Origin of the sequence: Plantibacter sp. Leaf1, assembly GCF_001421315.1 — a bacterium.
In the GTDB taxonomy this organism is placed as follows: Bacteria; Actinomycetota; Actinomycetes; order Actinomycetales; family Microbacteriaceae; genus Plantibacter.
Genome location: NZ_LMJX01000002.1, coordinates 2,425,525 through 2,451,622, shown reverse-complemented (window position 1 = coordinate 2,451,622; position 26,098 = coordinate 2,425,525). Strand labels below are relative to the sequence as shown.

Annotated in this window: 33 protein-coding genes; 16 read left to right on the top strand and 17 right to left on the bottom strand. The window is 70.5% G+C overall.

The genetic code is table 11. From position 1 onward, the window contains the following. From ASE44_RS13800 to ASE44_RS13790, 3 genes are read left to right on the top strand one after another with little or no spacing between them, the layout of a single operon-like run. Entirely contained in the window at positions 1 to 915 is a 915-nt protein-coding gene (locus tag ASE44_RS13800; protein WP_056780706.1) for a CdaR family transcriptional regulator, read from the top strand. Continuing rightward, complete coding sequence (locus ASE44_RS13795; RefSeq protein WP_082456020.1) at positions 912 to 1,982, top strand: Dyp-type peroxidase; 1,071 nt, start codon at positions 912 to 914, stop codon at positions 1,980 to 1,982. The genes ASE44_RS13800 and ASE44_RS13795 overlap by 4 nt, the downstream gene beginning before the upstream one ends. Further along, entirely contained in the window at positions 1,979 to 2,779 is an 801-nt protein-coding gene (locus tag ASE44_RS13790; RefSeq protein WP_056780703.1) for a family 1 encapsulin nanocompartment shell protein, read from the top strand. Before ASE44_RS13795 ends, ASE44_RS13790 begins: the two co-directional genes overlap by 4 nt. Here ASE44_RS13790 and ASE44_RS13785 read toward each other — a convergent pair. Then, the gene (locus tag ASE44_RS13785; protein ID WP_082456088.1) at positions 2,776 to 3,870 is read right to left on the bottom strand and encodes a GlxA family transcriptional regulator; all 1,095 of its coding nucleotides are present in this window, start codon (positions 3,868 to 3,870) and stop codon (positions 2,776 to 2,778) included. The genes ASE44_RS13790 and ASE44_RS13785 overlap by 4 nt on opposite strands. A 171-nt stretch (positions 3,871 to 4,041) precedes the next feature. Here ASE44_RS13785 and ASE44_RS13780 point away from each other — a divergent pair, with 171 nt between their 5' ends. Further along, positions 4,042 to 4,857 (top strand): SDR family NAD(P)-dependent oxidoreductase, encoded by an 816-nt coding sequence (locus ASE44_RS13780; RefSeq protein ID WP_369817198.1) that lies wholly within the window; start codon positions 4,042 to 4,044, stop codon positions 4,855 to 4,857. Between the two features lie 32 nt (positions 4,858 to 4,889). Continuing rightward, positions 4,890 to 6,110 (top strand): MFS transporter, encoded by a 1,221-nt coding sequence (locus ASE44_RS13775; protein ID WP_056780700.1) that lies wholly within the window; start codon positions 4,890 to 4,892, stop codon positions 6,108 to 6,110. 36 nt (positions 6,111 to 6,146) lie between these two features. Here ASE44_RS13775 and ASE44_RS13770 read toward each other — a convergent pair whose 3' ends face one another. The 5 genes from ASE44_RS13770 to ASE44_RS13750 all read right to left on the bottom strand — a co-directional run bounded on the left by ASE44_RS13770 (position 6,147) and on the right by ASE44_RS13750 (position 9,025). Continuing rightward, positions 6,147 to 7,406, bottom strand: coding sequence for an FAD-dependent oxidoreductase (locus ASE44_RS13770; protein ID WP_056780697.1), 1,260 nt, complete (start codon positions 7,404 to 7,406; stop codon positions 6,147 to 6,149). Then, a complete protein-coding gene (locus ASE44_RS13765; protein ID WP_056780693.1) occupies positions 7,403 to 7,756 on the bottom strand; it encodes a UBP-type zinc finger domain-containing protein in 354 nt (117 codons plus the stop codon). Before ASE44_RS13765 ends, ASE44_RS13770 begins: the two co-directional genes overlap by 4 nt. Before the next feature lie 122 nt (positions 7,757 to 7,878). Beyond that, entirely contained in the window at positions 7,879 to 8,205 is a 327-nt protein-coding gene (locus ASE44_RS13760) for a transcriptional regulator (protein ID WP_082456019.1), read from the bottom strand. Then, positions 8,198 to 8,641 (bottom strand): hypothetical protein, encoded by a 444-nt coding sequence (locus ASE44_RS13755; RefSeq protein ID WP_056780692.1) that lies wholly within the window; start codon positions 8,639 to 8,641, stop codon positions 8,198 to 8,200. The genes ASE44_RS13760 and ASE44_RS13755 overlap by 8 nt, the downstream gene beginning before the upstream one ends. 69 nt (positions 8,642 to 8,710) lie before the next feature. Then, positions 8,711 to 9,025, bottom strand: a complete 315-nt coding sequence (locus ASE44_RS13750; RefSeq protein ID WP_056780688.1) for a helix-turn-helix transcriptional regulator — start codon at positions 9,023 to 9,025, stop codon at positions 8,711 to 8,713. Positions 9,026 to 9,110: 85 nt separating this feature from the next. Here ASE44_RS13750 and ASE44_RS13745 point away from each other — a divergent pair, with 85 nt between their 5' ends. Continuing rightward, positions 9,111 to 10,160: an SDR family oxidoreductase gene (locus ASE44_RS13745; protein ID WP_056780685.1), complete on the top strand. Its 1,050-nt coding sequence runs from the start codon at positions 9,111 to 9,113 to the stop codon at positions 10,158 to 10,160. Here ASE44_RS13745 and bla read toward each other — a convergent pair. From bla to ASE44_RS13730, 3 genes are read right to left on the bottom strand one after another with little or no spacing between them, the layout of a single operon-like run. Continuing rightward, positions 10,150 to 11,091: a class A beta-lactamase gene (bla, locus tag ASE44_RS13740; protein WP_082456018.1), complete on the bottom strand. Its 942-nt coding sequence runs from the start codon at positions 11,089 to 11,091 to the stop codon at positions 10,150 to 10,152. The two genes, ASE44_RS13745 and bla, sit on opposite strands and share 11 nt — an antisense overlap. Continuing rightward, positions 11,088 to 11,495 carry an SRPBCC family protein gene (locus ASE44_RS13735; RefSeq protein ID WP_056780684.1) on the bottom strand — a complete coding sequence of 136 codons (408 nt, stop codon included), beginning with the start codon at positions 11,493 to 11,495 and terminating at the stop codon, positions 11,088 to 11,090. Before ASE44_RS13735 ends, bla begins: the two co-directional genes overlap by 4 nt. A 7-nt stretch (positions 11,496 to 11,502) precedes the next feature. Beyond that, complete coding sequence (locus ASE44_RS13730; RefSeq protein WP_056780681.1) at positions 11,503 to 12,393, bottom strand: AraC family transcriptional regulator; 891 nt, start codon at positions 12,391 to 12,393, stop codon at positions 11,503 to 11,505. Between the two features lie 123 nt (positions 12,394 to 12,516). Between ASE44_RS13730 and ASE44_RS13725 the strand changes: the two genes are divergently transcribed. From ASE44_RS13725 to ASE44_RS13715, 3 genes are all read left to right on the top strand, one after another. Next, positions 12,517 to 13,065 (top strand): carboxymuconolactone decarboxylase family protein, encoded by a 549-nt coding sequence (locus ASE44_RS13725; protein WP_056010419.1) that lies wholly within the window; start codon positions 12,517 to 12,519, stop codon positions 13,063 to 13,065. Between the two features lie 14 nt (positions 13,066 to 13,079). Then, positions 13,080 to 13,307 carry a hexameric tyrosine-coordinated heme protein gene (locus ASE44_RS13720; RefSeq protein ID WP_056011878.1) on the top strand — a complete coding sequence of 76 codons (228 nt, stop codon included), beginning with the start codon at positions 13,080 to 13,082 and terminating at the stop codon, positions 13,305 to 13,307. A gap of 104 nt (positions 13,308 to 13,411) precedes the next feature. Further along, positions 13,412 to 14,467 (top strand): S41 family peptidase, encoded by a 1,056-nt coding sequence (locus tag ASE44_RS13715; protein WP_056780680.1) that lies wholly within the window; start codon positions 13,412 to 13,414, stop codon positions 14,465 to 14,467. A 66-nt stretch (positions 14,468 to 14,533) separates the two neighbouring features. On the opposite strand, the gene ASE44_RS13710 is transcribed toward ASE44_RS13715, so the two are convergent. The 4 genes from ASE44_RS13710 to ASE44_RS13695 form a co-directional block, all read right to left on the bottom strand. Then, positions 14,534 to 15,001 (bottom strand): lipoprotein, encoded by a 468-nt coding sequence (locus ASE44_RS13710; protein ID WP_162235756.1) that lies wholly within the window; start codon positions 14,999 to 15,001, stop codon positions 14,534 to 14,536. A gap of 111 nt (positions 15,002 to 15,112) precedes the next feature. Then, a complete protein-coding gene (locus tag ASE44_RS13705; protein WP_056780674.1) occupies positions 15,113 to 15,496 on the bottom strand; it encodes a cupin domain-containing protein in 384 nt (127 codons plus the stop codon). A gap of 139 nt (positions 15,497 to 15,635) precedes the next feature. Next, on the bottom strand, positions 15,636 to 16,343 hold the full coding sequence (locus tag ASE44_RS13700; protein ID WP_056780672.1) for a hypothetical protein: 708 nt from the start codon (positions 16,341 to 16,343) through the stop codon (positions 15,636 to 15,638). A gap of 34 nt (positions 16,344 to 16,377) precedes the next feature. Beyond that, positions 16,378 to 16,986: a hypothetical protein gene (locus tag ASE44_RS13695; protein WP_056780669.1), complete on the bottom strand. Its 609-nt coding sequence runs from the start codon at positions 16,984 to 16,986 to the stop codon at positions 16,378 to 16,380. Between the two features lie 176 nt (positions 16,987 to 17,162). Here ASE44_RS13695 and ASE44_RS13690 point away from each other — a divergent pair, with 176 nt between their 5' ends. After that, positions 17,163 to 17,924 carry an SDR family NAD(P)-dependent oxidoreductase gene (locus tag ASE44_RS13690; RefSeq protein ID WP_056781234.1) on the top strand — a complete coding sequence of 254 codons (762 nt, stop codon included), beginning with the start codon at positions 17,163 to 17,165 and terminating at the stop codon, positions 17,922 to 17,924. 49 nt (positions 17,925 to 17,973) lie between these two features. Here the strand turns inward: ASE44_RS13690 and ASE44_RS13685 are convergent, their stop codons facing one another. Continuing rightward, a complete protein-coding gene (locus ASE44_RS13685; RefSeq protein ID WP_157579963.1) occupies positions 17,974 to 18,186 on the bottom strand; it encodes a hypothetical protein in 213 nt (70 codons plus the stop codon). Between the two features lie 125 nt (positions 18,187 to 18,311). On the opposite strand from ASE44_RS13685, the gene ASE44_RS13680 reads away from it, so the two are divergent. Further along, positions 18,312 to 18,527 carry a hypothetical protein gene (locus ASE44_RS13680; RefSeq protein ID WP_056010402.1) on the top strand — a complete coding sequence of 72 codons (216 nt, stop codon included), beginning with the start codon at positions 18,312 to 18,314 and terminating at the stop codon, positions 18,525 to 18,527. Between the two features lie 123 nt (positions 18,528 to 18,650). Further along, positions 18,651 to 19,175 carry a hypothetical protein gene (locus ASE44_RS13675; protein WP_056780666.1) on the top strand — a complete coding sequence of 175 codons (525 nt, stop codon included), beginning with the start codon at positions 18,651 to 18,653 and terminating at the stop codon, positions 19,173 to 19,175. On the opposite strand, the gene ASE44_RS13670 is transcribed toward ASE44_RS13675, so the two are convergent. The 3 genes from ASE44_RS13670 to ASE44_RS13660 all read right to left on the bottom strand — a co-directional run bounded on the left by ASE44_RS13670 (position 19,130) and on the right by ASE44_RS13660 (position 21,586). Then, positions 19,130 to 19,534: a VOC family protein gene (locus ASE44_RS13670; RefSeq protein ID WP_056780664.1), complete on the bottom strand. Its 405-nt coding sequence runs from the start codon at positions 19,532 to 19,534 to the stop codon at positions 19,130 to 19,132. The two genes, ASE44_RS13675 and ASE44_RS13670, sit on opposite strands and share 46 nt — an antisense overlap. Positions 19,535 to 19,659: 125 nt before the next feature. Further along, on the bottom strand, positions 19,660 to 20,643 hold the full coding sequence (locus ASE44_RS13665; RefSeq protein WP_056780661.1) for a GNAT family N-acetyltransferase: 984 nt from the start codon (positions 20,641 to 20,643) through the stop codon (positions 19,660 to 19,662). A gap of 55 nt (positions 20,644 to 20,698) precedes the next feature. Next, a complete protein-coding gene (locus ASE44_RS13660) occupies positions 20,699 to 21,586 on the bottom strand; it encodes a MurR/RpiR family transcriptional regulator (protein WP_056780659.1) in 888 nt (295 codons plus the stop codon). Between the two features lie 134 nt (positions 21,587 to 21,720). Here ASE44_RS13660 and ASE44_RS13655 point away from each other — a divergent pair, with 134 nt between their 5' ends. The 4 genes from ASE44_RS13655 to nagB all read left to right on the top strand — a co-directional run bounded on the left by ASE44_RS13655 (position 21,721) and on the right by nagB (position 26,011). Then, the gene (locus ASE44_RS13655; protein ID WP_056780656.1) at positions 21,721 to 23,058 is read left to right on the top strand and encodes an MFS transporter; all 1,338 of its coding nucleotides are present in this window, start codon (positions 21,721 to 21,723) and stop codon (positions 23,056 to 23,058) included. Continuing rightward, entirely contained in the window at positions 23,055 to 24,218 is a 1,164-nt protein-coding gene (locus ASE44_RS13650) for an anhydro-N-acetylmuramic acid kinase (RefSeq protein ID WP_235522610.1), read from the top strand. The genes ASE44_RS13655 and ASE44_RS13650 overlap by 4 nt, the downstream gene beginning before the upstream one ends. 66 nt (positions 24,219 to 24,284) lie before the next feature. Next, positions 24,285 to 25,205, top strand: a complete 921-nt coding sequence (gene murQ, locus ASE44_RS13645) for an N-acetylmuramic acid 6-phosphate etherase (protein ID WP_235522609.1) — start codon at positions 24,285 to 24,287, stop codon at positions 25,203 to 25,205. Positions 25,206 to 25,225: 20 nt separating this feature from the next. Then, positions 25,226 to 26,011 carry a glucosamine-6-phosphate deaminase gene (nagB, locus tag ASE44_RS13640; RefSeq protein ID WP_056780650.1) on the top strand — a complete coding sequence of 262 codons (786 nt, stop codon included), beginning with the start codon at positions 25,226 to 25,228 and terminating at the stop codon, positions 26,009 to 26,011. Positions 26,012 to 26,098 lie beyond the last annotated feature (87 nt).

Sequence of the window (26,098 nt, the reverse complement as noted above, 5' to 3'; positions counted from 1 at the left end):
ATGAACGGCGAACGCAGCACGAGCGACACCATGGACAGCGCCTGGTCCGTCCCCGACGACCGGGCCTTCGTCCTCGGCGACCTGCTCTGCGACCACCGCGACCGTCGGCGGCGGGCCCTGCACACCGCTCGGACCCGGCGCTGGCTCGACGCCTACGGTGACGTCGTCGTGCGCTCCGTCCTGCTCTCCACGACGAGCGTCCAACAGCGCGACGAGTTCGCCCGCGCCCTCCGCCACGGTGGCCGGGACCACACGATCGTGCTCGAGCAGCTCGGCGAGTTCGTCCTGGTGACCTCGGAACGCCGGGCGCCCGGGACCGTCGCCGACTGGATCGGCTCCGTCGTCCCGACAGGGGTCCGGGTGTCCGCGATCGGGTCCGCCTCCCTCCACGCCGACGAGGACGACCTGCTGCACGCGGTCGACGAGGCGCGCACGGCGGCCGACATCGTGGGGCAGGTCGGCCAGGCGGTCGGTTCGACCCGGGCCGAGGAGCTCGGCGGTTGGCGGTTGCTCCATGCGATCGAGGCGGACCCCTCCCTCATCACCGCGGTGTCTCCCGCCGCCGACGAGTTGCGGCACGCCGACCCCGTCCGGCTGGAGACCATCGAGACCTACCTCGACGCCGGCTGCAACGTCGTCGCCGCCTGCGAGCGCCTGCACATCCACCGCACGACGCTCTACTACCGCCTGGACACGATGCCGGAGGTCGTGCGGGAAGCCCTTGCGGACGGCTGGAAGCGGAGCACGCTGCACCTGACGCTGAAGCTGCTGCGCCTGTGGAACGACCGGACGCCGGCGTCGGGACGCGCGTCGGCTCCGTCCGGGGCTCGGCGAGCGCGGGACGGACGGCGGGCGATCGCCCCGGTCCGGCAGCTGCACCCCCGCACCGCCGGTGCAGAAGAGGTGCCACGATGACGAGTTCCTCGCGTCGGGTGCCGATCGAGCCGCAGTCCGTCGACGCGCCACTGAGCGGGACGGCCGTGTTCCTCGTGCTGACCGTGAGTGATGCGGCGGGCGCCATGGACACCGTCCGCAGCACGCTGGCGAGCGTCGCGGACGTGCTCAAGAACGTCGCCTTCCGCGACCTCGACGCCGCCCTGTCGTGCACGGTCGGGATCGGGGCGCGGGTCTGGGGCGAACTCACCCGAGGTCCGCTGCCGAGCGAACTCCACGTGTTCCCGACGGTCGTCGGCGACCGGCACACCGCGCCGTCGACGCCCGGCGACGTGCTGCTCCACATCCGAGCCGCGCGACGCGACCTGTGCTTCGAGTTCGAGCGGCAGTTCCTCGACCTGCTCGGCGACGCCGTCGAGGTCGTGGACGAGACCGTCGGCTTCCGCTTCTTCGACGTGCGGGACCTGCTCGGGTTCGTCGACGGCACCGCGAACCCCGTCGGCCAGGACCTCCCCGACGCGACCCTCGTCGGTGACGAGGATCCCGCGTTCGCAGGCGGGAGTTACGTCGTCGTGCAGAAGTACACGCACCCCTTGGATCGCTGGCGTGCGCTCACGACCGAGCAGCAGGAGGCGATCATCGGTCGCACGAAGGCCGAGAACATCGAGCTCGACGACGCCGAGACCGGCCAGAAGTCGCACAAGACCCTGTCGACGATCGTGGTGGACGGCGCCGAACACGACATCCTCCGGGACAACATGCCGTTCGGCAGCCCGGCCCACGGCGAGTTCGGCACGTACTTCATCGGGTACGCCCGGCGACTCTGGGTGATCGAGCGGATGCTGCAGCGGATGTTCATCGGCGACCCTCCCGGCCTGCACGACCGGCTCCTCGACTTCTCGACCGCGCAGACCGGTTCGGTGTTCTTCGCGCCCAGCGCCGCGTTCCTCGAGGCGATGGACGACGACCCGGACCCGGCCGTGCCCGACGCTCCAGCCACCACCACCGACACCCCCGCGACACCGCCGGCCGACGGCTCACTCGGCCTCGGGTCGCTCCGCCCGGCCGACGACAGGACGACGTCATGAACCACCTCTTCCGCCACCTCGCCCCGATCACGGAGGAGACCTGGCAGATGCTCGACGATGAGGCCCGCACGAGACTGACCCCGGTCCTCGGTGGACGACGTCTCGTCGACTTCGCCGGTCCGCTCGGCTGGGAGCACTCGAGCACCGACGTGGGGCGCGTCGGCGCGGTCGTCGACGCCCCGCTCGGCGGGGTGATCGCCCGCCGACGCACCGTCCTCCCGCTGACCGAGGTGCGCGCCGACTTCGTCCTCTCCCGCAGCGAACTCGACAGTGCCGCCAGGGGCGCGCTCGACGTGGACCTCTCGCCCCTCGACGACGCGGTCACGAGCCTCTCGACCGTCGAGAACACGGCGATCCTCGCCGAGTGGCCTGCGGCGGGGTACACGGGGATCTCGGCGGCCTCGCCGCACCAGCCGTTGCCACGTGAGGACGATCCCACCCGCTTCGCCCAGGTGGTCGCGGCAGCCGTGGAGACGCTCGCCCGCGCCGGGATCGGCGGCCCGTACGCGCTGGCCGTGGACACGCCCGGCTGGGTGTCGGTCGCGGGTGGGAACGACGCGGGTGGCGCACGGCTCTCATCCCACCTGGAGTCGATCCTCGGCGGCGGCATCGTGTGGACGCCGGGCATTGAAGGCGCCGTCGTCATCAGCCGCCGCGGTGGCGACTTTCTCTTCGAGTCCGGCCAGGACATCGCCCTCGGGTATGCGGCGCACATCGCGGACTCGGTCAGTCTCTACCTCGAGGAGTCGTTCAGCTTCCGGGTCGTGACGCCCGAAGCGGCCATCGCGATCCGCTAGCGCGGCGAGCGCTGGAGCGGCGAACCGGCGTCGGCTGCTGCGCCGGCCCGGGGCGCCTGGGCGGGGAGGGACGTCTCGACCGTCCCGGCACCGGTCGTCCGGAACCGCCGCTGGTACTCCGAGGGCGTCGTGTTGTAGCGGGCGGCGAACGCGCGACGGAACGCGATCGGGCTGGCGTACCCGGCGGCGGCGGCCACCTCGCCCACGGTGTCGCCGGCCTCCAGCATGCCGAGCGCGACGTCGAGCCGGAGCGATCCCACGTATTGGATCGGCGTCATGCCGAGTTCGTCGCGGATGACCCGGTTGAGGTGGCGGACGCCGACGTTCGCGTGGGCGGCGATGTCGGCGAGCGAGCCCGCCCGGGTGGGGTCGCCGTGGATGTAGTCGGCGACGGCCTTCGCGATCGAGGTGCGCGCCGGCTTCGCCCGGACCGAGGCGGAGAACTGCGACTGTCCGCCGGAGCGACGCATGTAGACGAGCAGCAGCTGGGCGATGGACCGTGCGACGTCCGCACCGTGGTCCTCCTCCACGATGGCGAGCGCGAGGTCGATCCCGGCGGCGACCCCGGCGGACGAGTAGGTGTCGCCGTCGCGGACGAAGATCGAGTCCGGTCGCACGTCGATCGACGGGTAGGCGGCCGCGAGAGCACCGGTGAACTTCCAGTGGGTCGTCGCCGATTTGCCGTCGAGGAGCCCCGTGACCGCGAGGGCGAACGCGCCGCTGCAGATCGACGCCACCCGGTCGGCGCGCGACGCGAGGAGCCGGACCGCGGCCTGCACCTCGTCCGGTCGGTACACCTGCGGGGCCGACTCGCTCCCGGGGACGATCACGAGGTCGAGCGGGCCGCTGTCCGCCGCGGCTGCGTCCACGCCGACGCGCAAGCCCATGGAGGTGACGACGTCGCGTCCGTCGTGCGAGAAGAACCGGACGTCGTAGCCGTCGACCCGTTGGTTCGCCTCCGTGAACACCTCCGCCGGGCCGACGAAGTCGAGCGTCTTCACCTGGTCGAACAGGAAGACCCCGACCCGGCGCCGTCGTGGAGGCGTACCGAGTCCGTCCCGTGGTCGGGTCACCGGCTGGGGCGGGCTCATGCCTTCATCCTGCCCGACGATCCCCGGCACGACCACCACCGGTTTCGACGTCTGTCGAAGACCTCGGCGACGAACGTCCGACAACGGCCGTCCGGTCGCGGCGTACGCTCGGACCGGCAGGTCCGCGACCCGGGCTTCCGACCACCGTCACGACGCCCAAGGAGCTCTCCCATGCGACTCGAACGCGCAGGATCCATACCCCTCGACCTGACGGGCCGCACCGCGCTCGTGACCGGTTCGACGAGCGGCATCGGCTACGCGATCGCGGCACGACTCGTGGAGGCCGGAGCGGACGTCATCATCAACGGGCGCGACGCCGACCGGCTCGAAGCGGCCGTCCTGTCACTCGACGAAGAGTCGGTCGAGTCGGTCCGGGGGATCACCGCCGACGCGAGCACCGCCGAAGGTGCGGAGCAACTCGTCGCCGAGGCCGGCCACGTCGACATCCTCGTCAACAACCTGGGGATCTTCGAAGCCGTGCCGGCGCTCGACATCACCGACGAGCAGTGGCGGTCGATGCTTGAGGTCAACGTGCTGGCGGCCGCACGGCTCACCCGGCTCCTGCTCCCCGGCATGTCCGCCCGCAGTTGGGGTCGCGTGATCAACATCGCCAGCGACTCGGCCGTGGTCATCCCCGAGGAGATGATCCACTACGGCGTGTCGAAGACCGCCCTCCTCGCCGTGAGCCGCGGCTTCGCGAAGGCGGCGGCCGGCACCGGGGTGACGGTCAACTCAGTGATCGCGGGCCCGACGCACACGCCCGGTGTCGAGACCTTCGTGCGGCAGCTCGTCGGCGACGAACTCGACTGGGACGCCGCCCAGCGCGAGTTCATGCGATTGCACCGCCCACAGTCGCTCATCGGACGACTCCTCGAGCCCATCGAGATCGCCAACCTCGTCGTCTACCTCTCGTCGCCACTCGCGTCGGGCACGACGGGCGGCGCCCTCCGCGTCGACGGCGGCTACGTCGACTCGATCCTCCCCTGACCGCCGCGACGACCGAGAGCCAGGGCGACCCGATGACGACCTCCTCCGTCCCGACCCGATCCCGCGTCTCGCACGGTGCCGGATTCTGGATCGTCGCGACCACGTTCCTGCTCGTGATGGCGTACTCGACCGTCCCGACACCGCTGTACGCGCTGTATCAGGCGAAGGACGGCTTCCCCGTCTCGACCATCACGGTCATCTTCGCCGCCTACGCCGTGGGGGTCGTCTTCAGTCTGTTCTTCGTCGGGCACATCAGCGACTGGGTCGGACGACGGCGCATGCTGCTCATCGCGATCCTCATCTCCGCCCTCTCGGCCGTGCTGTTCCTGCTGTGGAACAGCGTGGAGGGGCTGATCGTCGCCCGCGTGGTCAACGGCGTCAGCATCGGCGTCCTCACCGCGACCGCGACCGCACACCTCGGCGAGCTGCGAGCGGTGGCAAAACCGGATGAGAACGCGGTGGTCGCCGCCTCGGTCGCCGGGGCCAGCAATCTCGGAGGCCTCGCCCTCGGCCCGCTCATCGGCGGACTCTTCGCGGAGTTCCTCCCCGATCCGCTGGTCCTCCCCCACGCGGTGTTCCTCGTCGCACTCATCGTCGCGGGGATCGTGATCGCCGCGGTGCCGGAGACCGTCGAGCAGAGCGAGCCGAAGCGACGCTATCGACCGCAGCGACTCGCGGTGCCGGCGTCCTCCCGGGGAGCCTTCGTCGCAGCCGGCTTCGGGGCCTTCGCGGGCTTCGCGCTGCTCGGCCTGTTCACTTCGCTCGCCCCGACCATCCTCATCGGCACCTTCGACGAACCGGACCACCTCCTCGCCGGGGCGACGACGTTCTCCGTCTTCGGGGCGGCTGCCGTCGGACAGGTGCTCCTCGCCCGACTGCCGTTGCAGCGCCAGCTCCTCATCGCGACCGTCAGCTGCGGCGTCGGTCTCGCCGCCGTCGCCGCCGGTGCACTGCTCCCGCAGCTGGGCGTCTTCATCGTCGGCGGGATCATCGCCGGACTCGGGGTCGGCGTCCTCTTCAAGTCGGCGATCGCCACGGCCGCGTCCCTCGCCGACCCGGCCCGCCGCGGTGAGACGCTGTCGCTCGTCTTCCTCATCGCCTACTGCGGGCTCGCCCTCCCGGTGCTCGCGATCGGGTTCGCCCTGACCTTCGCGCCCGAGATCGAGGTGCTGCTCATCTTCGTCTCGCTCGTGCTGGTGACGACGGTGCTCGCCGGTGTCGCGATGACGCGGCGGGCGGCCCGACAGGCCTGACCAGGCCGGCCGTTCTCCGGGGTCCCGGTCTCACGCCTACCCGTACGTCTCGGCCAGGTAGCGGTGGGTGAGCGAGACCGCCATCGCGCCCTCGCCGACCGCGGAGGCGACGCGCTTGATCGAGTTGGCTCGGACGTCCCCCGCGGCGAACACCCCGGGTTGGTTCGTCTCCAGGTGCATCGGCTGCCGGGCGAGCGGCCACCGGGTGAGGTGCTCCGGCAGGAGGTCCCCGCCGGTCAGCAGGAAGCCACGGCTGTCGAGCGCGACCGCCGAATCCTCCGCCCAGGCGGTGTTGGGCCGGCCGCCGATGCAGATGAACAGACGCGTGGCCGGGATCTCAGTGGTCGTGCCCGCGGACTCGACGGTGAGCGCACGGAGGCGGTCGTCACCGTGGAGCGCCGTGACCCTGGTGTCGACGAGGATCTCGACGTTCGGAGCCGCGAGCAGGCGACGGAGGAGGTAGGTCGACATGGTCGACGACAGCGACGGACCACGGACGAGGACCGTGACCCGCTCGGCGTGCGCCGCGAGGTTCATCGCCGCCTGCCCGGCTGAGTTCGCGCCCCCGACGATGTACACGTGCTCGCCCACGCATGACGACGCCTCGCTCGTGCCGGCTCCGTAGAACACCCCGGAGCCCTCGAACTCGTCCTCGAGCGGCAGTCCCAGCCGACGCCATTGCACCCCGGTGGCGCAGATGACCGCACGCGCGGACAGGTGGGAGCCGTCCGCCAACTCGGCCTGCATGTGGTGGTCGCCGAAACTGCGGCTCAAGCTGTGCCGCATGACGAGGAGTTCGGCGCCGAACGCGATCGCCTGACGCCGCGCCTGTTCGGCGAGCGCCGCCCCCGAGATGCCGTGCGCGAACCCGAGGTAGTTCTCGATGAGGCTGCTCGAACCGGCCTGGCCACCGACGGCGTCGCGTTCGACGACGGCGACGTCGAGGCCCTCCGACGCCGCATAGACCGCCGCCGAGAGCCCCGCTGGGCCCGCGCCGTACACGAGGACGTCGTACTCGCTGCGCTTCGGGCGTTTGATCCAGCCGAAGTGCTCAGCGATCTGCGCCGGGGTCGGGTCGGCGAGTCGGGTGCCGTCCGGGAAGACGACGACGGGCAGGCGGGTCTCCGTCAACCCGGCTCCGAGCTGGTCGAGGCAGTCCTCCTCCGTCTCGATGAGGACCGTCTGGAACAGGACGCCGCTGCGCGTGAGGTAGTCGCGGATCGCGAACGCCTCGCGCCCGAAGGACCGCTCGAACACCAGCAACGGCGCGATCGCCACCTCCCCGACGGCGGTCATGAACCGAGCAGGCGTTCCCAGTCGGCCGGCACCCGCTCGTGCGGACCGGGGACCGTCTGCGACCGCGGGTGGCTGAGTGGCGGTGCGAGGGTGGGACCGGCGAACGACTCCTCCGTGCCGTAGTCGTAGAACCAGTCCTCCCCCGGTTCGTAGCTGCGGATCACCCGGTGGCCGGTCGCGGTCGCGTGCTTCGTCGCGTGTGTGTTGAGCGAGTCGTCGCAGCACCCGATGTGGCCGCAGAACGTGCAGCGGCGCAGGTGCAGCCACCAGCTGGCGGTCGCCTCGCACTCGACACAGCCGGGGCCGGATGGCGGGACGTCCGGCTTGATGAACCGCTCGACATCATCCATGGTGGATCCCTTCCTCGCCTCGTGGTCCGACGAGGTGGACCCACCGTACGTCGGCCGGGACGGACTGGCCTTCGACGGGCGTCGGAAGTCCGCAGGAGAGCCGGATCGGCGGTGCGTCAGCGTCAGCGCCGGGCGCGCTCGACGATCGCGGCGAGGGCGTCGAGATAGGACTCGAAGGCGACCCGACCGTCCGCGGTGAGGGCGATGCGTCGACCGCGGCGGTCGGTGTCGCTCTTCCCGACCTCGACCACCCCGGCCTCGGCAAGCGCCGAGAGGTGCTTCGAGAGCGCCGACTTGCTGACGCCGGTGATGCGGAGGAGCGAGGCGAAGTCGGTGTACTCAGCGGGCGCGAGCGCTGACAGCAGGGCGAGGCGGGCGGGCTCGTGGAAGAGCGGGTTCAGCGCCGGACGGCTGATCTCGGCGTCTTCGGCTCGGTGGTCGTCAGACATCGCGCGACCCCGACCGCCCGCCCAGCGTCGCGGAGCCGTTCGCGAGCCGCACCAGCGCGGGCAGGCAGGCGGCGAACACGACCACGGCTGCGACGACCGCCGACACCGTGTTGGGTACGGGGACACCCGCGGATCGGGCGATCCACTGGGTCACGACGTAGACCACGGCGACCGCCACACCGCTCGCGGTGAGGAGCAGGACGCCGGTCCGATCCGACCAGTCGAGGCGGAGTCGCACCGGCCGCGCGAGGGACAGGGCGACGAAGCCGATGGCGACGAGTCCGAGCAACCAGACCATGTCGAGGTCGACGACGACCCCGAGCGCGATGATGAGCACCGCGGTGAGGATGGCGGTGGTGAGTGCTCCCTGTCGAGCGGAGCGGCGTGAGGCGTCTCGCGCCCGGTTCAAGCGGTCCTGTGCGTCTTCATGATCCATGATCGACCTCCAGTCGTTGCGTCTGAAGAAACTATCACAGTGTTTCCCCAAAGGAAACAACCGACTGCGTCAGAGGTCGAGCGCCAGCCGCCGGCCGAGCGCCTCGATCGCCGCTTCGTCGCGCTGATAGTGCGACCACTGGCCGATGCGGGTGCACGTCACCAGGCCGGCGCGCTGCAGCGTCGCCATGAACTGCGAGGCGGTCGATTGCGAGACCTCCGCCCTCGCCTGGATGTGCTTCAGACAGACGCCCACCTCGCTCGCGGGCCGATCCTGGGGCGGGAACGACTCGGGGTCCTTCAGCCAGCCGAGGATCGCGAGGCGCGTCGGATGCCCGAGTGCCTTGAACACCGCCACCAGGTCCAACTCGTCAGCGTTCGCCATCACCCCACTCTATCGCTATATCGCGATCTCCCGATGTTGTGTGAGACTGTGCATCGGTAAATCACGATTTAACGATGGAGAAGTCATGACGCAACACACAGCACTCGTCGTCGGCGCCCGCGGCGTCATCGGCGGGAACCTCATCACCCACCTCGAGACGCTCGGATGGGACGTCATCGGTCTGTCGCGCCGCGGTGGGACGGACCGAGGTGTCGTCCGCCACATCGCCGTCGACCTGCTCGACCGCGACGCGACCATGCGGGCACTGCGCGGGCTGACCGAGGTGACCCACATCTTCTACGCCGCCTATCAGGACCGCCCGAGCTGGGCCGAACTCGTCGCCCCGAACCTCGCCATGCTCACGAACGTCGTCGACGCCGTCGAACCCGTCGCGACGCACCTCGAGCACATCAGCCTGATGCAGGGCTACAAGGTCTACGGCGCGCACCTCGGCCCCTTCGCGACACCCGCGAAGGAGTCCGACCCGCCGCACATGCCGCCCGAGTTCAACGTCGACCAGCAGCAGTTCCTCGAACGCCGACGCGACGGGGCGAGCTGGTCCTGGTCCGCCCTGCGCCCCTCGGTCGTCGCCGGGATCGGCCTGGGCAACCCCATGAACCTCGCCATGGTCATCGCCGTCTACGCGTCGATGAGCAAGGAGCTCGGCATCCCGTTGCGCTTCCCCGGCCGACCCGGCGCCTACACGAGCCTCATCGAGATGACCGACGCGGACCTCCTCGCGAAGGCGACAGTGTGGGCGGCGACCACCGAGGACGCCCGCGATCAGGCGTTCAACATCACGAACGGCGACCTGTTCCGGTGGTCGTCGATGTGGCCGAAGATCGCCGCGTTCTTCGACCTCGAGGTCGCGCCACCCTTGGAGATGCAGCTCGCCGAGGTCATGGCCGACAAGGAGGCGCTGTGGAACGCGATGGTCGACCGGCACGGGCTCGTCGCCACGCCCTATCGGGACGTGTCCTCATGGACGTTCGGGGACTTCGTGTTCTCGTGGGACTACGACGTCATCGCGGACACCTCGAAGTCCCGGCGAGCCGGGTTCCACGAGTACGTCGACACCGAGACGATGTTCCTCGGCATCTTCCAGGAGCTGCGCGAGCAGCGACTCATCCCGTAGCGGCGAACGCGGAGAGCGCTGCCTTCGCGACCGCCGCGACGAGCGCGTCGTCATAGTCGGCGTCGGGGTCCAGTTTGTTGGTGAAGATCGACAGGATGATCGGCTCCCGACCGGGCGGACGGATGATCGCGACATCGTTTCGGATGCCACCCGCGCCACCCGACTTGTCGGCCACCGGCCAGTCGGCGGGTGCACCGGCCCGGATCAGGGTGTCGCCGGTCGCGTTCCCGCTCATCCAGGTGAGGAGCGTCTCCTGGTCGGCGGGCTCCAGGACGGAACCGTCGATGAGCCGGGACAGGTCGTCGGCGAACGCAGCCGGGGTGCTGGTGTCCTCGGTGCTGCCGGGCTCGATCACGTTGAGCGTCGGCTCCGCGTTGACGACCTCGATCACCTCGTCCCCGAAGGCGGCGAGCGCGGCGTCCAGTCCGCTCGGCCCGTCGATCCGGGCGAGGACGAGGTTCAGTGCCGTGTTGTCGCTCCGGCGGACCGCGGCTTCGGCGAGTTGCGACAGGGTGAGGCCGGTGTCGATGTGCTCGCTCGTCACCGGTGAGTAGCCGGCCGCCTCGACGTCCTCGGCCGACCAGGTGACGAGCTCCTCCCGCGCCGCAGCGGGCACCTGGCGCAGGAAGACGGCTGCGGCGAGCGCCTTGATCGTCGAGGCGTATCCGAAGCGCTCATCGGCCCGGTAGGACAACCGGGCTCCGGACCCGGTGTCGATCGCGCTGACCCCGACGCGCGCGCCGAACTCGGCTTCCAGCGCCTGGAACTCCGCCGAGCGGTCGGGTGCGGGGACCACCGCCGGTGCCGACGACGTCGGTGTCGCGCTCGGGCCGCCGGAGGGCGACGGAGCGGACGGGCTGCAGCCGACGACGCCGAGCAGCAGCGCTCCGGCCAGGACGACGGTCCGAAGGGAGAGCCGACTGCCGGTCATGGACGAGGACGATCGGTCCCGGTGATCTGCTGGTCGAGCCGCTCGAGGTCCTTCGCGACGAGCTCGACGTCGCGGGCGAACTCGTCATCGTCGAGCTCGATCTGGCGGACCGTGAAGACCACCTCCGCGCCGTCCGGGTGCGACAGGACCCGGACGGGGTTCGTGACCACCGTGCCCGTGGGCAGCGTGACGTCGTGGTCGAGCACACCGAACCGGTTGCGCTCGACGAAGCGGACCTCCACGCGGCCCATCGGTGATTCGACGAACAGTGAGTCGCCCTCGCGCACCACCGCGGCCTGCGCGAGCCCGGCGGCCCAGCGCGGCAGGTTGTCGACGTCCGACGCGTACTCGTAGACGGCTTCCGGCGAGGCGGCGATGACCCGACTGACGTGGTGGCTTCTCATCGTGGCATCATGCCAGCCCTGACGGCCGCACGGCCACCGCGTCAGCCGACAGCGCGGAGGCCGACCAGGCCCGCGGCGATGACCCGACGCGCTGCGAGAAGGCGCGCGAGAACGCCGGCGCACTGGCGTACCCGAGGCGCGAGGCGGTGCGGCCGACCGGCTCCCCGGCACGGAGCATGCCCTGCGCGAGCGTCACGCGCCAGCTGGTGAGGTACTCGGCGGGAGGCATCCCGACCAGCGCGGCGAACCGAGCCGCGAACGTGCTTCTCGACAGCCGTGCCTCCTCCGCCATCGACGTCAACGTCCACGGCTCACCCGGCGCCTCGTGGATGGCGACGAGCGTGCGTGCCAGCGCGGGATCCGCCAGCCCGGTGAGGAGGCCCGCCGGCAACCCGACCTCGTCCGTGTGGTCGAGCATCCAGCGGAACAGTTGCATGAGGACCACCTCGAACAGCCGGTCGACGATGACCCGCTGCCCGCAGGCACCGGCGTCGACCTCGGTGAAGAGGAGATCGAGGGCGGGCCGGAGCGTTGTCACTGCGTCGAGCGGGATCACGACGACCGGCGGCAACGCGAGGAGGAGCGGATGTGTGGCACCGCCCTCGACGTCGATGGTGGCGCAGGCGAATTCGGAGTCCTCGGTCGGCGCGTTGTGGAAGGCGTGTTCCAGCGGCCTCGGGTAGAACAGCAGGCTCGGGCGATCGACCTCGACGGTCTCCATCCGGCCGTCGGCGTGCTGATGCGTGACGGTCATCTCGCCGTCGCGGAGCACGTGCAGGAAGCCGCGCCCGGGGCTCGCCGCGAACGTGGTGACGCCGCACAGCGGGCCCGCGTGGAAGAGGCTCGCCCGGATCCGGAACTGTTCGAGCATCGACGACAGGCGGTCCACGGGGTACATACCGCCAGCATCTCAGACGATCTGCACCGAAGTCCAGACGTATTGCAACGAATCGTCCGGTGTCGGCGCGCAGGATGGGATCACCCCCGGAGACACCGGGCCAGTCAGAAGAGGAACCCAGCCATGTCACTCATCCCCCTCGTCGATCCCGAGACCGCGACCGGAACCACCAAGGAGCAGCTCGACCAGATCCGCGCCGCCTTCGGCACCGTTCCGGCAATGTTCAAGACCGTCGCGAACTCGCCCGCTGCCCTGACGAGCATGTGGTCGGCCTTCGGCGCGTTCGGCGCGAGCAGCTCGCTCGGCGCAGCCCTCGGCGAGCAGATCGCCGTCGCCGTCGCCAACCGCAACTCCTGCGAGTACTGCCTCGCCGCGCACTCCGCGCTCGGCCGGAAGGCCGGTGTCAGCCGTGACGCCATGGCGGCTGCGCAGACCGGGCAGTCCCACGACCCGAAGACCGCCGCCATCCTCGCCTTCGCGCTGCGGCTCGTCGAGCTCCGGGGTCAGGTCCCGTCCTCCGACGTCGAAGCGCTGCGCTCGCACGGCGTCACCGACGAGCAGATCGTCGAGATCGTGGGCCAGGTCGCCCTGAACCTGTTCACGAACTACCTCAACGTCGCGCTCGAGGTGCCGGTCGACTTCCCGACCGTGGCGCTTCGCCCTGCAGCCTGAGCGGGGTGGTCCCGATGACCGAATCCTGGCTCCCCACCCTGCTGGCCGCCACACCGGAGGATGGCTATGCGCTCGCCATCAAGCTGTCGAGAACCGGCGTCAAGATGACCCAGCCTGACGCGGACGTCCGCGCACGTCTGCGGGTCGCCTATGCGGAGAACGCCGACAGCCTGATGGGCGCCTCCCAGGTGATCGCGATCAACTTCCAGACCGTCGCCGCAGCGAACGGCTACTGGCGCTGACCGCCGAACCGCCGCACCACGATCCCGCCCGCGGATGACGTCCACGAGGCGGGATCGTCCTGCGGACGGACGCCTCGGGCGGCAGCGGTTCGTAGCGTGGAAGCATGCCCCGAACCACCCGTGACCACTCTCCCCTGCAGCAGCCGATCACCGGGCGGAGACGACGACGGGGCCGCATCGTCGGCGTCGTCGCGGCGTCGCTCCTCGCGGTGATCGTGGGTGGCGCGATCGTCGCCGCACCGCTCCTGCGGTCGTTCGGGATCTACCTCGTCCCGCCGTCGCCGCAGACCTACGCGGAGGTCGCGCTCGACGGCATGCGCCAGGGCATCGAGGCGACGCCGAAGCGGTACGCGGAGGTCCGGGCGCGAGTGCTCTCCGAGGTCGCCGACGCCGACGTGTACACCGACACTTATGGGCCGCTCGCCGCAGCGGCATCCGAACTGGGCGGCCCCCACACGACGTTCGCCGATCCCGCTGCGGCCGCGGAGCAGTTCGGGCCATCCTCCGGGAACGAAGCGGACAACGAGCTCCCGACCGTGACCAGCACCGACGGCGTGACGACCATCCGCCTGCCGACCCTGATCGGCGGCGGGACGGGGCCGGACTCCTTCGGCCAGCGGTACATCGACACGGTGACGACCGCCATCGCAGACGCGGCGCCCAGCACGACCGACTGGGTCGTCGACCTCCGCGACAACCACGGCGGCAACGTCTGGCCGATGCTCGCGGCCGTCGCACCGCTGTTGGACGACGGCACGGTCGAGACGTTCGAAGCCGTCGACCGATCCACCGTGGTATCGGTGGACGGCGGCACGGTCTCCTCAGATGGTGCGCAGCAGGCCGCGGCGACGAGTCCGCAGCAGAAGGTGGACGGCCCCATCGCCGTGCTGATCGACGGGATGACCGGCAGCTCCGCCGAAGCGGTCGCGATCGCGTTCATCGGCCAAGCGGACGTGCACGTGTTCGGGCAGCCGAGTTACGGCTTCAGCACCGCCAACCAGCCGCTCCGCCTCTACGACGGAGCGGTGGTGAACCTGACCGTCGCCGTCGACGCCGATCGCACCGGCAAACGGTACGGGGTCCCGATCCAGCCGGACACCGTCGTCGACGACACGCAGTTGCCGGCCGCGGTCACCGACTGGTTCGCGACGGTCCGCTGAGCGGCGACCGCTCCATCAGCGGAAGTTGCCCACCTGCCGCTCGACGGGCGCGGACGGACGGCCTACTCAGCGTCGCACACATGGACCGGACGTGCCCAGGACGAGGACCGGCCCCCACTCTGACGTGTCGGCGAATTCGTCGAGACGGACGTAATAGCCGTCATCGGAGATGAAGGAGACGCCGCTCGTGGCGTCTGAGGAGTCGTCGGCTGCGACCGCCTTCTCGACCTTCCACGCCGGCCTGTCGGCATACATCGCCGCGGCCTCGTCCAACCAAGCGTTGCGATCGAACCCCTCTGCGACGCTCACCGTGATGCTGCCGTCGTACTGGGCGGCACCGCCGCTGCAGGCGAGGTCGACCTCCTTCTCGCTCACCGTCGACGCTCCGTCAGGCAACGTCGCTTCGAACTCCTGACGCAAAGCGAGCGCCGCTTCCTTCGCAGACTCGTAGCTGGGCCCACGGTCGAGCGCCCCGCACCCTGCAAGGGTGCCGACGAGGCAGATGGCGAGGAGAGTGCTGACGGCGCGGCGCATGGCGACCTTCATACCACGACGGTCTGGCCCGGTGGACTCGCGAGGAGCGTCCTCCGACCCCCCGCCCCCGGATCCTGACCGCGGCGTTCCCGAGCTGTCGGGCGCCTGGTCTCAGCGGAAGTCGCCGACCTGTCGCTCCACGGGCACGGTGCCCTCGACGACCACATCGCCGGTGTGCGCGGTCGTGACGGTCTCGATGAGGACGATCTCGACCTCCTCCTCGGCAATGGGATTGTGTTGCACGCCTCGCGGTACGACGAAGAACTGCCCCGGGGTCAGCACCACCTCCTGATCGTCGGGGAGCTGGATCCGGAGGGTGCCGGAGACGACGAGGAACATCTCGTCCTCGTTCGCGTGGGCGTGCCAAACCAGTTGGCCGAGCAGCTTGGCGACCTTCACGTACTGGTCGTTCACCCGTCCGACCACTCGTGGGGTCCAGTGGGCCTCGACCTGTCGGAGTTCGGCCGCGATGTCGATCCCGTTCAGAGCTGTCATACGACCATCGTCCCGGACCGGATGCAGGGAGTGCCGCACGACACCTCCAACGTTCCGCACGCCGGCTTGGAGGACGAGCGGCCGGCGCATGCCCCGACGCACGAGAGGCGCCACGACCCCGTGCACCCGGCCGATCGGATCACACTGGGAGCGGACGGCTCCAGCCGGGGACGTGCACACCGACCGTGTCCTGGGCGGTGCCGTTCCACGTCACGTCGAGGCCGGCCACATCCCGCATCGCCGAAGCGACCAGTCCGCCGGCCACCCGCTCGGCGTCGTCCACGGCCCGGAGCCACGTCGCCTGTGCCTCTCGATCGCCGGCGGCCGCTCGCGCGTTGAGCTCAGGCGTCAGGACGTCGACCATCGCGCTGTCGAGATAGGAGAAGCTGACGTCGATCCGAGACGCCCGCGCGATCTTCATGAGGTCGTCGATCGCCGCCACCGCGAAGGTGCGGTCGTGGTCGCCGTGGTCGCGTTCGACCCGTTCGAGCGCCCGGTCCCGACAGCAGTCGAGGCCGACCCGCACCGCCACACCCTGGTCACGCAGCTGGGCGAGAGCAACGGCGAACGGGACCTCGGCGCCGGGCCCAGCGGCGGTCTCGACGATCCGGGCGTCGACGACCTCGGCGAGGACCCCGTCCGCCGACCCCTCGTCGAGCCCGACGACCTCGGCGTATCTGCGGACGACGGGCCGCGCTTCGTCGATCGAGACGAACCCGGGGAACACGAGGTCGCGAGCATACGTGCGCACGAAGAACGCCGCAGCCCCGGCATCGCCCGGAGCCCGCAGGTACGGCGAGATGAGGCAGGTGCGCCAGTGGTCGTCGGCGAGTGGTCGGGTCGTCATGCGACCATTCTGGCCGGAGACGGGTACACCCCCGCTACCCCTGGAGCGCGGCGAGGATCGGGAGATATGCGAGGAAGACCGCACCACCGGCACCGAACCCGGCGATGACCTGCGCCGTCGTGTGCGCCCCCTCGCGGACGCGGGCCCAGCCGACGACGAGCGGCACGAGGAGCAGGGTCGCGGCGAGCGCCACGGGCAGGGAGCCGAACTGCAGGATGGCGACGAAGGCGGCGATGGCCGCGTGGATCGACAACTTCCACGCCAGGTTCACCGCCGTGACGACGAGCAAGCCGATGATCGCGGCGATGCCGACGGCCAACAACCGGGCGTCGGCGCCGAGCAAGACGAGCAGTGACACGCCGAGCGCCACGGACACCAGTACGCACGCGAGGATCGGTCCGCGCTGGCGGCGGTCGGAGACGAACCGCCCGCTGACCCTGCCGGAGCGCGCCAACAGGATGAGTGCCGCGTAGGGCAGGACCGCGATCAGCAGCGAGGCGAGCAGGGCCGTCCAGATGCCACGCGGTGCGGTGCCGACACCGGCCTGGATCAGGGCGAACGTCAGGAGCGGCGCCGGCCCGAAGACCTCCGAGACCACCTGGGCGACGCGGAGGCTGCCGGTGGGGCGGGGAGCAGGACGCATCCCTCGACGGTAGTGCCCCTGGGCTGCGGCCGAGTCACGTCGTCGGGCGCCGACCCGGTCGAACGGCCGACTATCCTCGGGAAGGTCAGGGCAGACGCGACGCCGACACTGAACAGCCGCGCGGAGTGGCATCCCATCCATCGGCGTTCGAGCCGACGATCGAACGGAGCACGGCGATGACCTCACTCGGGTTCGCAGGTCAACGAGTCGCCTTGGTGACCGGAGCGTCGAGAGGGCTCGGCGCCGGGATCGCCCGCCGGCTGGGTGCTGACGGGTATTTCGTCGCCGTCAACTACCGATCCGGGGCCGAGCAGGCGGCCGACGTCGTCGAATCGATCCGGCAGGCCGGTGGTGCCGCCGAGGCGTTCAGCGCGGACGTGACGGACGAGGAGTCGGTGGTCTCGCTCGTCGAGCGCATCACTGAGGCAGCCGCGCCCATCTCCGTGCTCGTCGCCAATGCGACGGGCCCGCAGCCGTCGGTGCCGATCGACCGGCTCGGCTGGGACGACCACGTCGCCCAGTTGGCGTTCTTCGTGAAGAGTCCGACCCTCCTCGTGCGTTCCATTGCCCCGCACATGCGTGAGCAGCGGTTCGGCCGGATCATCCAGATCGGCTCGGACATGTTCGAGCGTGCCCTCCCCGAGATGTCCGCCTACGTCGCGGCGAAGGGTGCCCAGCTCGGGTTGACCAGGTCGTGGGCGCGCGAGCTCGGGCCGGACGGCATCACCGTGAACCTCGTCGCCCCCGGGTGGATCCCCGTCGAGCGCCACGCCGACGCGTCAGCGGAGGACATCGCCGCGTACCTCGCCGAGGTGCCGATGGGGCGCATGGGCACGATCGACGACATCGCCGACGCCGTCGCGTTCCTCGCCTCCGACCGGACCGGGTTCATCACGGGCCAGCGCATCACCGTCAACGGCGGCCACACCATCGACTGACGGGGGCCCGCGACTCGCGGTCAGCAGGGGTTGCCGAAACCACTCGCGATCACGACCGAGAACGACGACGCGCGGTGAGGATGAACGCGATCAGCCCGCACACGAACTGCACCGCGGCGAGCACCAGCTGGAACACGTCGCCGGCCTCACCGGACCAGTCGATGAGGCACAACACGAGCTGCGCGAGCCCGGCGACGGTCAGCAGCGCCGCCGCAGCGAGCAGGAGGGTGGAACGGGTCCTGCTCATGGGCGGCGGTGGCATGGACGTCAGCCTAGGTCGTCCCGGCCGGTCGTCGCCAGCGGTTCCTTCACGTCATGCGCAGCTCAGCGTGCGGGGCACACTGCGCGCGCGACTCGCCGCCGGAAGCCTGCAGCTAGGGTGGCCGGATGAAGAACGCGGCTGCGGCACCCTGGGTCCGGCTCGGGTTCCTCGGTGTTCTCGCGCTGATCCTCGGCTTGAACCCGTCCATGCCGCTCCCGTTGAAGCTCGCCGCCCTCTCGCTCCTCGCCCTCAACCTGGCGATGACCCTCCTCAGGTGGCGCGACGACCGCCGGCGTCGAGCGGCGCAGCGACCGGTGCACGAGGACGGCGAACCCTCATAGTTCGCGGGCCACGCTCGAGTCCTGAGCTCGGAGCGTGAGGAGACCGTCGGGGTTCCGCTCATCGACGCATGGATCCCGTGAGGACCGGCATCCGGCGGGTTGGTGAGGCGTAGACCGGTCGTCATGACCCTCACGACCATCCTGCCCTCGCTCCGCCGCAGCATCCCGGACCCGTTCGTCCCTGACCGTTGGCCGGCACACACCAGCCTCAGCACCACGGACGTGATCGTCGCCGACGTCTCGATGCTGCACCTGGTCGCACGGCAGGGAACGCCGTGCGTCCACACGGCGGCAGCGGTGATCCCCGGCACCGGCGGGTGCCCCTCCTCCACCGAGCAGACCTCAGTGGTCGTCGCCCGCGTCGTCGCGGTAGCCGTCGGCGAGGACGGCCATCACCTCACCCTCGACGCCCGCCTGTCGGAAACCGACGCGTGCTGGTCGGAACTCCGCTTGATCGGCCGGGCGTCCACGACGCACTCCGTCGCCTTCCGCCTCGACAACGAGTCCGCGTTCGATCCGGCGGGCGACGAGCCGTGCGTGCAGCTCCCGCGAGACCTCGTGGCTGGAGACCTGCTCGCCGTACCGTGTCGAGGTGGGGTCGCTCAGGCGGTCGGCTCGGTGTCCGGCTTCATCCAGAACGGTGAGTAGTGGTAGCCGTCCGGGTCGTCGAACTGGCGCTGGTACATGAACGGGTAGTCGTCGGTGTCGCCGACCCGTCCGCCCGCGGCGCCAGCACGCTCGACGAGTTCGTCGACCGCTTCCCGGCTGCCGAGGTCGAACGAGACCGTGACCTTCGACGGCGTGTCCGGTCCGCCGATGAGGTCCTCGGTGCCACCGACCCCGGCGTACATCTCGCGGCTGCCGAGCATGACGAACTGCTCGGGAGCGATCTCGAAGCAGGACACCTGCTCGGAGGACATCGCCGCGTTGCGCGTCCAGCCGAGGGCGTCGTAGAAGGCGGTCGCGCGTTCGACGCTCTCGACCGGGCAGGTGATGAAGAGGCTCATGCGGTCAAGCTACGCCCGGCACGAATCAGCCACAAGGACGATCTCCGGGCTGCGGTCGGCGCGATGCGCGACCGTCCGATGGCGACGCCGCGATGGTCGAGTCCATCGCCGCTGACGGGCATGCTCTAGGCGAGTCCGGCCGCGTCGCCTTCTGCACCGTCGCCCGCTTGGGCGTGCACGATCCGCACCCGGGTGACGGAGAAGGACGCGCGCGCGAACGCGTTCCGCATCGGCACGTTCGCGGCGTCGGTCGTGCCGACGATCCGGTCCTGACCGTCGTCGTGGTGCACGTGGACCATCTCCGCCAGGAGGTCGTGGACGTACCCGTGTCCACGATGGTCGGGCAGCACGCCGAGATAGCTGATGCTCGCGTCGTAGGCGGTCCTGGTCGGGATGATGAACCCGACGGTCGTGCCGTCGAGGAGTTCGGCGACCCGCCACGCCTCGCGCTTCCCGGGCAGGGAGCGGTAGAACGCGAGGTCGTCGTCGGCGAGCGCCTGCACGCCTTCGCTGGCGACCATGTCGAGGGTGTGCGCGTCGAGCGTCCCGGTCGCGACCTGGGCGAACAGCTCATGGAATCGCTCGTCCGGGGCTTCGACGAAGCGCAGGCGAGTCGAGCGCGAGGGTCTGGGATCGGTGCTCGACCTCGCGAAGCTGATGCGTTCGGTGGTGCGAGAGAGCCCTCCCCCGTGAGCCGCGGCCTCCCGCCAGCGGACGGCGGCGACCGCTCCGGGGTCATCCGCCCACCCCGGAGCGACGTCGACGTTGAACTCCAGTGCCGGGCCGGCGCCGAACGCGTCGATGCCGGCGCGGATGAGGGCCGCTCCGACCGCCTCAGGGGCCGATAGCTCGGGGTCGACGGCGAGGAGGTCGAGGGTCGCGGGTCTCGACGCGTCGGACTGTCCCCACCAGAGCGCGTGACCGACGATCCGCCCGTCCCGCTCGGCGACCCAGGTCCATTCCGGCCGATAGTTCCGGGCATCGACCTCGCCGGCGAAGCGCTCGAAGGCCACCGTCGTCACCGGGCCACTCATCGCCCAGTCGGGCAGGTGGCGCAGCTCAGGCTCGGTGGCCGGTCGGATCAGGACGTCTGCTCGGGTGTCGGTCATCCCTCCCACCTTGGCGAGGAGCGCCCGGCCTGTCCAGGGCGGATCTGGGCGGACGTCACTCGGCGGTGCGACGCTCCCGCACCGCGTCGAAGGTGCGCTGCAGGGCCGCCGTGGACGCCTCATAGTCGACCTGGGCGACGCCGATGAAGAGGCAGTCGACGACCATGAGCTGCGCGATCCGGCTTCCGAGCGCCCCCGACCGGAACGCGGTCTCCCGGGCGGCCGTCTGGAGGACGATGTCCGCGCCGTTCGCCAGCGCCGACTCCGCGTGGTTCGTGATCGCGATCGTCGTCGCCCCGGAGCGGGCGGCGAGACGGAGGAAGTCGACGGTGTCGGCGGTCGCTCCGGAGTGCGAGATGGCGACGGCGACCGACTGCTCGTCGAGGATCGCGGCAGCCGTCCAGGCCGCGTGCGAGTCGGGCCATTCGAGTGCGACTCGGCCGATGCGGGAGAGCTTGCGCTGGAGGTCGACGGCGACGATCGAGCTCGCTCCGACGCCGAAGATGTCGACGCGGCGTGCGCCGGCGACCGCTGCGGCTGCGCGCGTGAGGGCTTCGGTGTCGAGGGCCTGGGCGGTGTCGGCGATCGAGAGGGACTCGTTCGCGGCGACCTTCGCGACGATGTCGTCGAGGCTGTCGCCGGCGACGATGTCGGGCGATTGGGCGTTCGTGCCGGCCAGGGCGAGCCGCTCGCGGAGGTTCTCCTCGGTCAGGTCGTGCCGGAAGTCCTTGAAGCGGTCGTAGCCGATCTTCCGCGTGAACCGCACAACCGTCGTCGTCGAGGTGGACGCCTCCTCCGCGATCTCCGCGACCGACCGCGTTGCGAACGCGCCCGGGTCGGCCAGGAGCGACTCCGCGATGCGGCGCTCCGAGGGGCGGAGTTCTTCGAGACGAGCGCGCACCTCGGTGGACACCGCCCGCGCTCTGCGGCCGTCTGCTCCCATGCGTGCTCCCCTCGTCGGTCATCACTGTACCGTCGGCACCGGCCGACGACAGGTATGGAAAGTACCATCCCTCGTCTGACCGTGTATCTTTGTGGCAAAGCCCCGAGCACGATCCAGGAACCAAGGGAGGTCCCGTGACCAGCTCCACACCGCCCATCACGATCAGCAGCGCCGCCCGGCGTCGCGCCATCGTGGCCGGCAGCGTCGGCAACTTCATCGAGTGGTACGAGTTCGGGATCTACGGGTTCCTCGCCACGATCCTTGCGGCCCAGTTCTTCAGTGACGGCGAGCAGACGGGCATCGAGTCGCTCATCGCGACGTACGCCTCCTTCGCCATCGCCTTCTTCTTCCGCCCGGTGGGTGCGGCCCTGTTCGGCCGGATCGGCGACCGGATCGGTCGGAAGCCGACGCTCATCCTCGTCCTCGTGCTGATGTCCGGAGCGACCGCCCTCATCGGCATCCTCCCGACGTACGCGTCGATCGGTGTCGCGGCTCCGATCCTGCTCACGCTCGTGCGCATCCTCCAGGGGCTCTCCGCGGGTGGCGAGTTCGGCGGGGCCGTCTCGGTCATGACCGAGTTCGCACCTGCGGGCAAGCGCGGACTCTACGGCTCCTGGCAATCGTTCACCGTCGCGCTCGGCCTCCTCGGCGGCGCCGGAACCGTCGCGCTGTTGTCGGCCGTCCTGTCCGAAGCGGATCTGGCGGCGTGGGGCTGGCGGATCGCCTTCCTCCTCGCGATCCCGCTCGGTGCAGTCGCCCTGTTCCTCCGCCTCAAGCTCGAGGAGACGCCGGAGTTCCAGCAGATCACCGCCTCGGGCTCCGACGGCTCCGACACAGCCAAGGCTGCGACGCAGCCGGTCGTCCGTGCCGGAGCTGCGGCGACCGCGAAGGCGATCCTCCTCGGCATCGGCCGCCTCATGGGGTGGTCCGCCGCGGGGTACACCTTCCTCGTCGTCATGCCCTCCTACCTGCAGAGCAGCCTCAACGCGTCGTTCCAGGAGGCCCTGATCTCGACCGTGCTCGCGAACGCCGGATTCGCCGCGACGATCCTCCCGGCCGGATGGCTGTCGGACAAGATCGGTCGCCGCTGGGTGATGCTCACCGGCACCGGCCTCATCGTCATCCTCGCGCTGCCCCTGCTCAACGTGCTCCAGAACCCGGACCTCGGGGTCGGGATCCACGGGCTCGCCGTGTTCGTCGCCGGAGCCGTCGTCGGCATGATCGCGGGCCCCGGCCCGGCCATGCTCGCCGAGATGTTCCCCACCTCCGTCCGCTACACCGGCCTCGGGTTGTCGTACTCGATCTCGAACGCCGTGTTCTCGGGCAGCGCCGGACTCATCATCACCTCGCTGATCGCCTCCACCGGCGACCTCGACGTGCCCGCGTACTACGTGATGGCGACGTGCGTGGTGAGCGCGATCGCGATCGGCACCCTCCGAGGGAACGCGCACCGGACGGAGCTGCGCAAGTGACCCGGCCCATGCGCGTCATCGGCCTCATGTCGGGCACCTCGCACGATGCGATCGACGCGGCCGCCGCGGAGATCAGCGTCGACGGCGACACCCTCGTCGTCCGCCCACTCGGCCTCATCACCGCCGGGTACGAGCCGGAGCTGCGGGCCATGATCACCGCAGCCCTCCCGCCCGCGGCAACGAGCGTCGAGGACGTCTGCCGTCTGGACACCCGGATCGGCCAGGCGTTCGCCGACCTCGCGGTCCGGGCCGTCGCCGAGCTGTGCGACGGCGACGCCGATCTGATCGTCTCCCACGGCCAGACCATGTACCACTGGGTCGAGGACGGCCGGGTGGAGGGGACCCTCCAGCTCGGCCAGCCTGCCTGGATCGCCGAACGCACCGGCGTGACCGTCGTCGCCGACCTCCGTTCGCGCGACGTCGCGGCCGGCGGCCAGGGCGCCCCGCTCGTGAGCATGATCGACGCCCTCTGGCTCGCGGGTGGGACCGCCGCAGCCGTCAACCTCGGCGGCATCGCCAACGCGACGATCGTGCGCCCGGGAACGGATCCGATCGCGTTCGACAGCGGACCCGCGAACGCCCTCATCGACGCGGTCGTCGCCGAGCACACGGGTGGCGCCCGGCAGTACGACGCCGACGGTGAACTCGCCGCGCGCGGCACCGTCCACGAGGAGACCCTCGAGCTGCTGCTCCGCGAGCCGTACTACGAGCGGTCCGCACCGAAGTCGACGGGCAAGGAACTCTTCCACCTCGCGTACCTGCGGCAGCAGCTCGCCGGGCGTCCGACGCTGCCCGTGGAGGATCTGGTCGCGACCCTGACCGAGCTGACCGCCCGGACCGTGGCCGACGCGGTCCGCGGGGTCGAACGCGTCATCCTCGCCGGCGGCGGGGTCCGCAACCCGCAGCTCGTCGCACGCATCCGCGCGGCCCTCCCCGATGCCGAGGTCGTGATCAGCGACGACGCCGGGCTCCCGTCCGACGCGAAGGAGGCGCTCGCCTTCGCCGTCCTCGGCTTCCTGACGGTGAACGGACAGGCGGGATCCCTGCCCTCAGCCACCGGTGCCTCGCACGGCAGCGTGCTCGGCGCGATCGTCCCCGGACGCGTCCTTCCGGCACGCACCCTCGACGGGCCGCCGCGGGGGCTACGGTTCGAAGCATGAGCGCCGACACGACCCCGGATCCCCTCGATGGCCGCACGCCGTCAGACCCAGAACGGAGGGCCCATCGTGCCTGAGACCTCGAGTACCCTGGCCGCACTCTCGACGGAGGGGCGCAACCCGCGCACGATCGACCTCGACACCCTCGACACGCTTCGGCTGCTCGAGGTCATCAACGACGAGGATCGGCTCGTCGCGGATGCGGTCCGCGCGGAACTGCCGGACATCGCCCGCGCCGTGGAACGCATCACGGAGGCACGACGGAACGGCGGGCGCCTCATCTACCTGGGCGCCGGGACGAGCGGTCGGATCGGCCTGCTCGACGCGGTCGAGTGCCCGCCGACGTTCGGGACCGACCCTTCCGAGGTGATCGGGCTCATCGCCGGCGGTGAGCACGCGTTCGTGGTCGCCGTCGAAGGTGCTGAGGACGACTTCGAACTCGGTGCCGCGGAGCTCCGCGCAGCCGAGCTTCGACCCGCGGACGTGGTCGTCGGGCTCGCGGCCAGTGGTCGCACCCCCTACGTCATCGGCGGCCTGCGCTATGCACGCCAGCTCGGTGCGGCGACCATCGCGGTGTCCTGCAACACGGGCTCGCGGATCGGTGCCGAGGCCGAGATCGCCATCGAGGTCATGACCGGCCCCGAGGCACTGACGGGTTCGACCCGACTCAAGGCCGGGACCGCGCAGAAGCTCGTGTGCAACATGCTCTCCACCGCGAGCATGGTGCGCTCGGGCAAGGTCTACTCCAACCTCATGGTGGACGTGCGGCCCACGAACGAGAAGCTCGTCGACCGCGCGCAGCGGATCGTCGCCGACGCCACCGGAGCGGACCGCGCCGTCGCGGACGCCGCCCTGGAACAGGCCGGGTCACACGCCAAGACGGCCGTCGTCATGCTCCTCGCCGACGTCGACGCCGCGACGGCGACACGCCTGCTCGAAGCGAACGACGGAGACGTCCGCGCGGCCGTGTCCGCTGCTGCGAGCGCCTGAACAGGAACGAGAGGACCACCGTGGAGATCATCATCCTTCCCGACGCAGCCGAGGTCGGTCGGGTCGCCGGCGCGAAGATCGCGTCGATCGTGGCCGGGCGGCCTGAGCCGGTCATCGGCCTGGCGACCGGCTCCAGCCCCCAGGGCATCTACACCGAGCTGGCTCGTCGCGTCGCAGCGGGCTCGCTATCGTTCGCCGGTGCCCGCGGGTTCGCGCTGGACGAGTACGTCGGCATCCCGGCGGAGCACCCCGAGTCGTACGCCAAGGTGATCGCCCGGGAGGTGGTCGGTCCGCTCGGCTTCGACCCGTCGCGCGTGCGCGTCCCCGACGGCCGGGCCACCGACCTCGCGGCCGCCGCGCAGGAGTACGACCGGGCCATCGCTGAGGCCGGCGGCATCGACGTGCAGATCCTCGGGATCGGCGCGAACGGACACATCGGGTTCAACGAGCCCACGTCGTCGTTCGCCTCGCGCACGCGGATCAAGACCCTGGCGCCGAAGACCCGCGAGGACAACGCCCGGTTCTTCGACTCGCTCGACCAGGTGCCCACCCACTGCATGACCCAGGGGCTCGGCACCATCCTCGAGGCCCGCGAACTCGTGCTCGTCGCGCAGGGTGCCGGGAAGGCGGAGGCCATCGCGGCCTCAGTGGAAGGACCGCTGAGTTCCTTCGTCCCCGGGTCCGCGCTGCAGCTGCACGAGCACGCGACCGTCATCGTCGACGAGGCCGCGGCGTCGCGACTCAAGCTGGCGGACTACTATCGCTACACCTACGACAACCGGCCGGAGTGGCAACGCTTCGAATGAGGGTCGGGCGATGGCCGATGACGCTCCATCCACCTGAGGCGTCGCGATCCTGCACCCGCATCCCCGCGCGCCGCTGACGCCCGATCT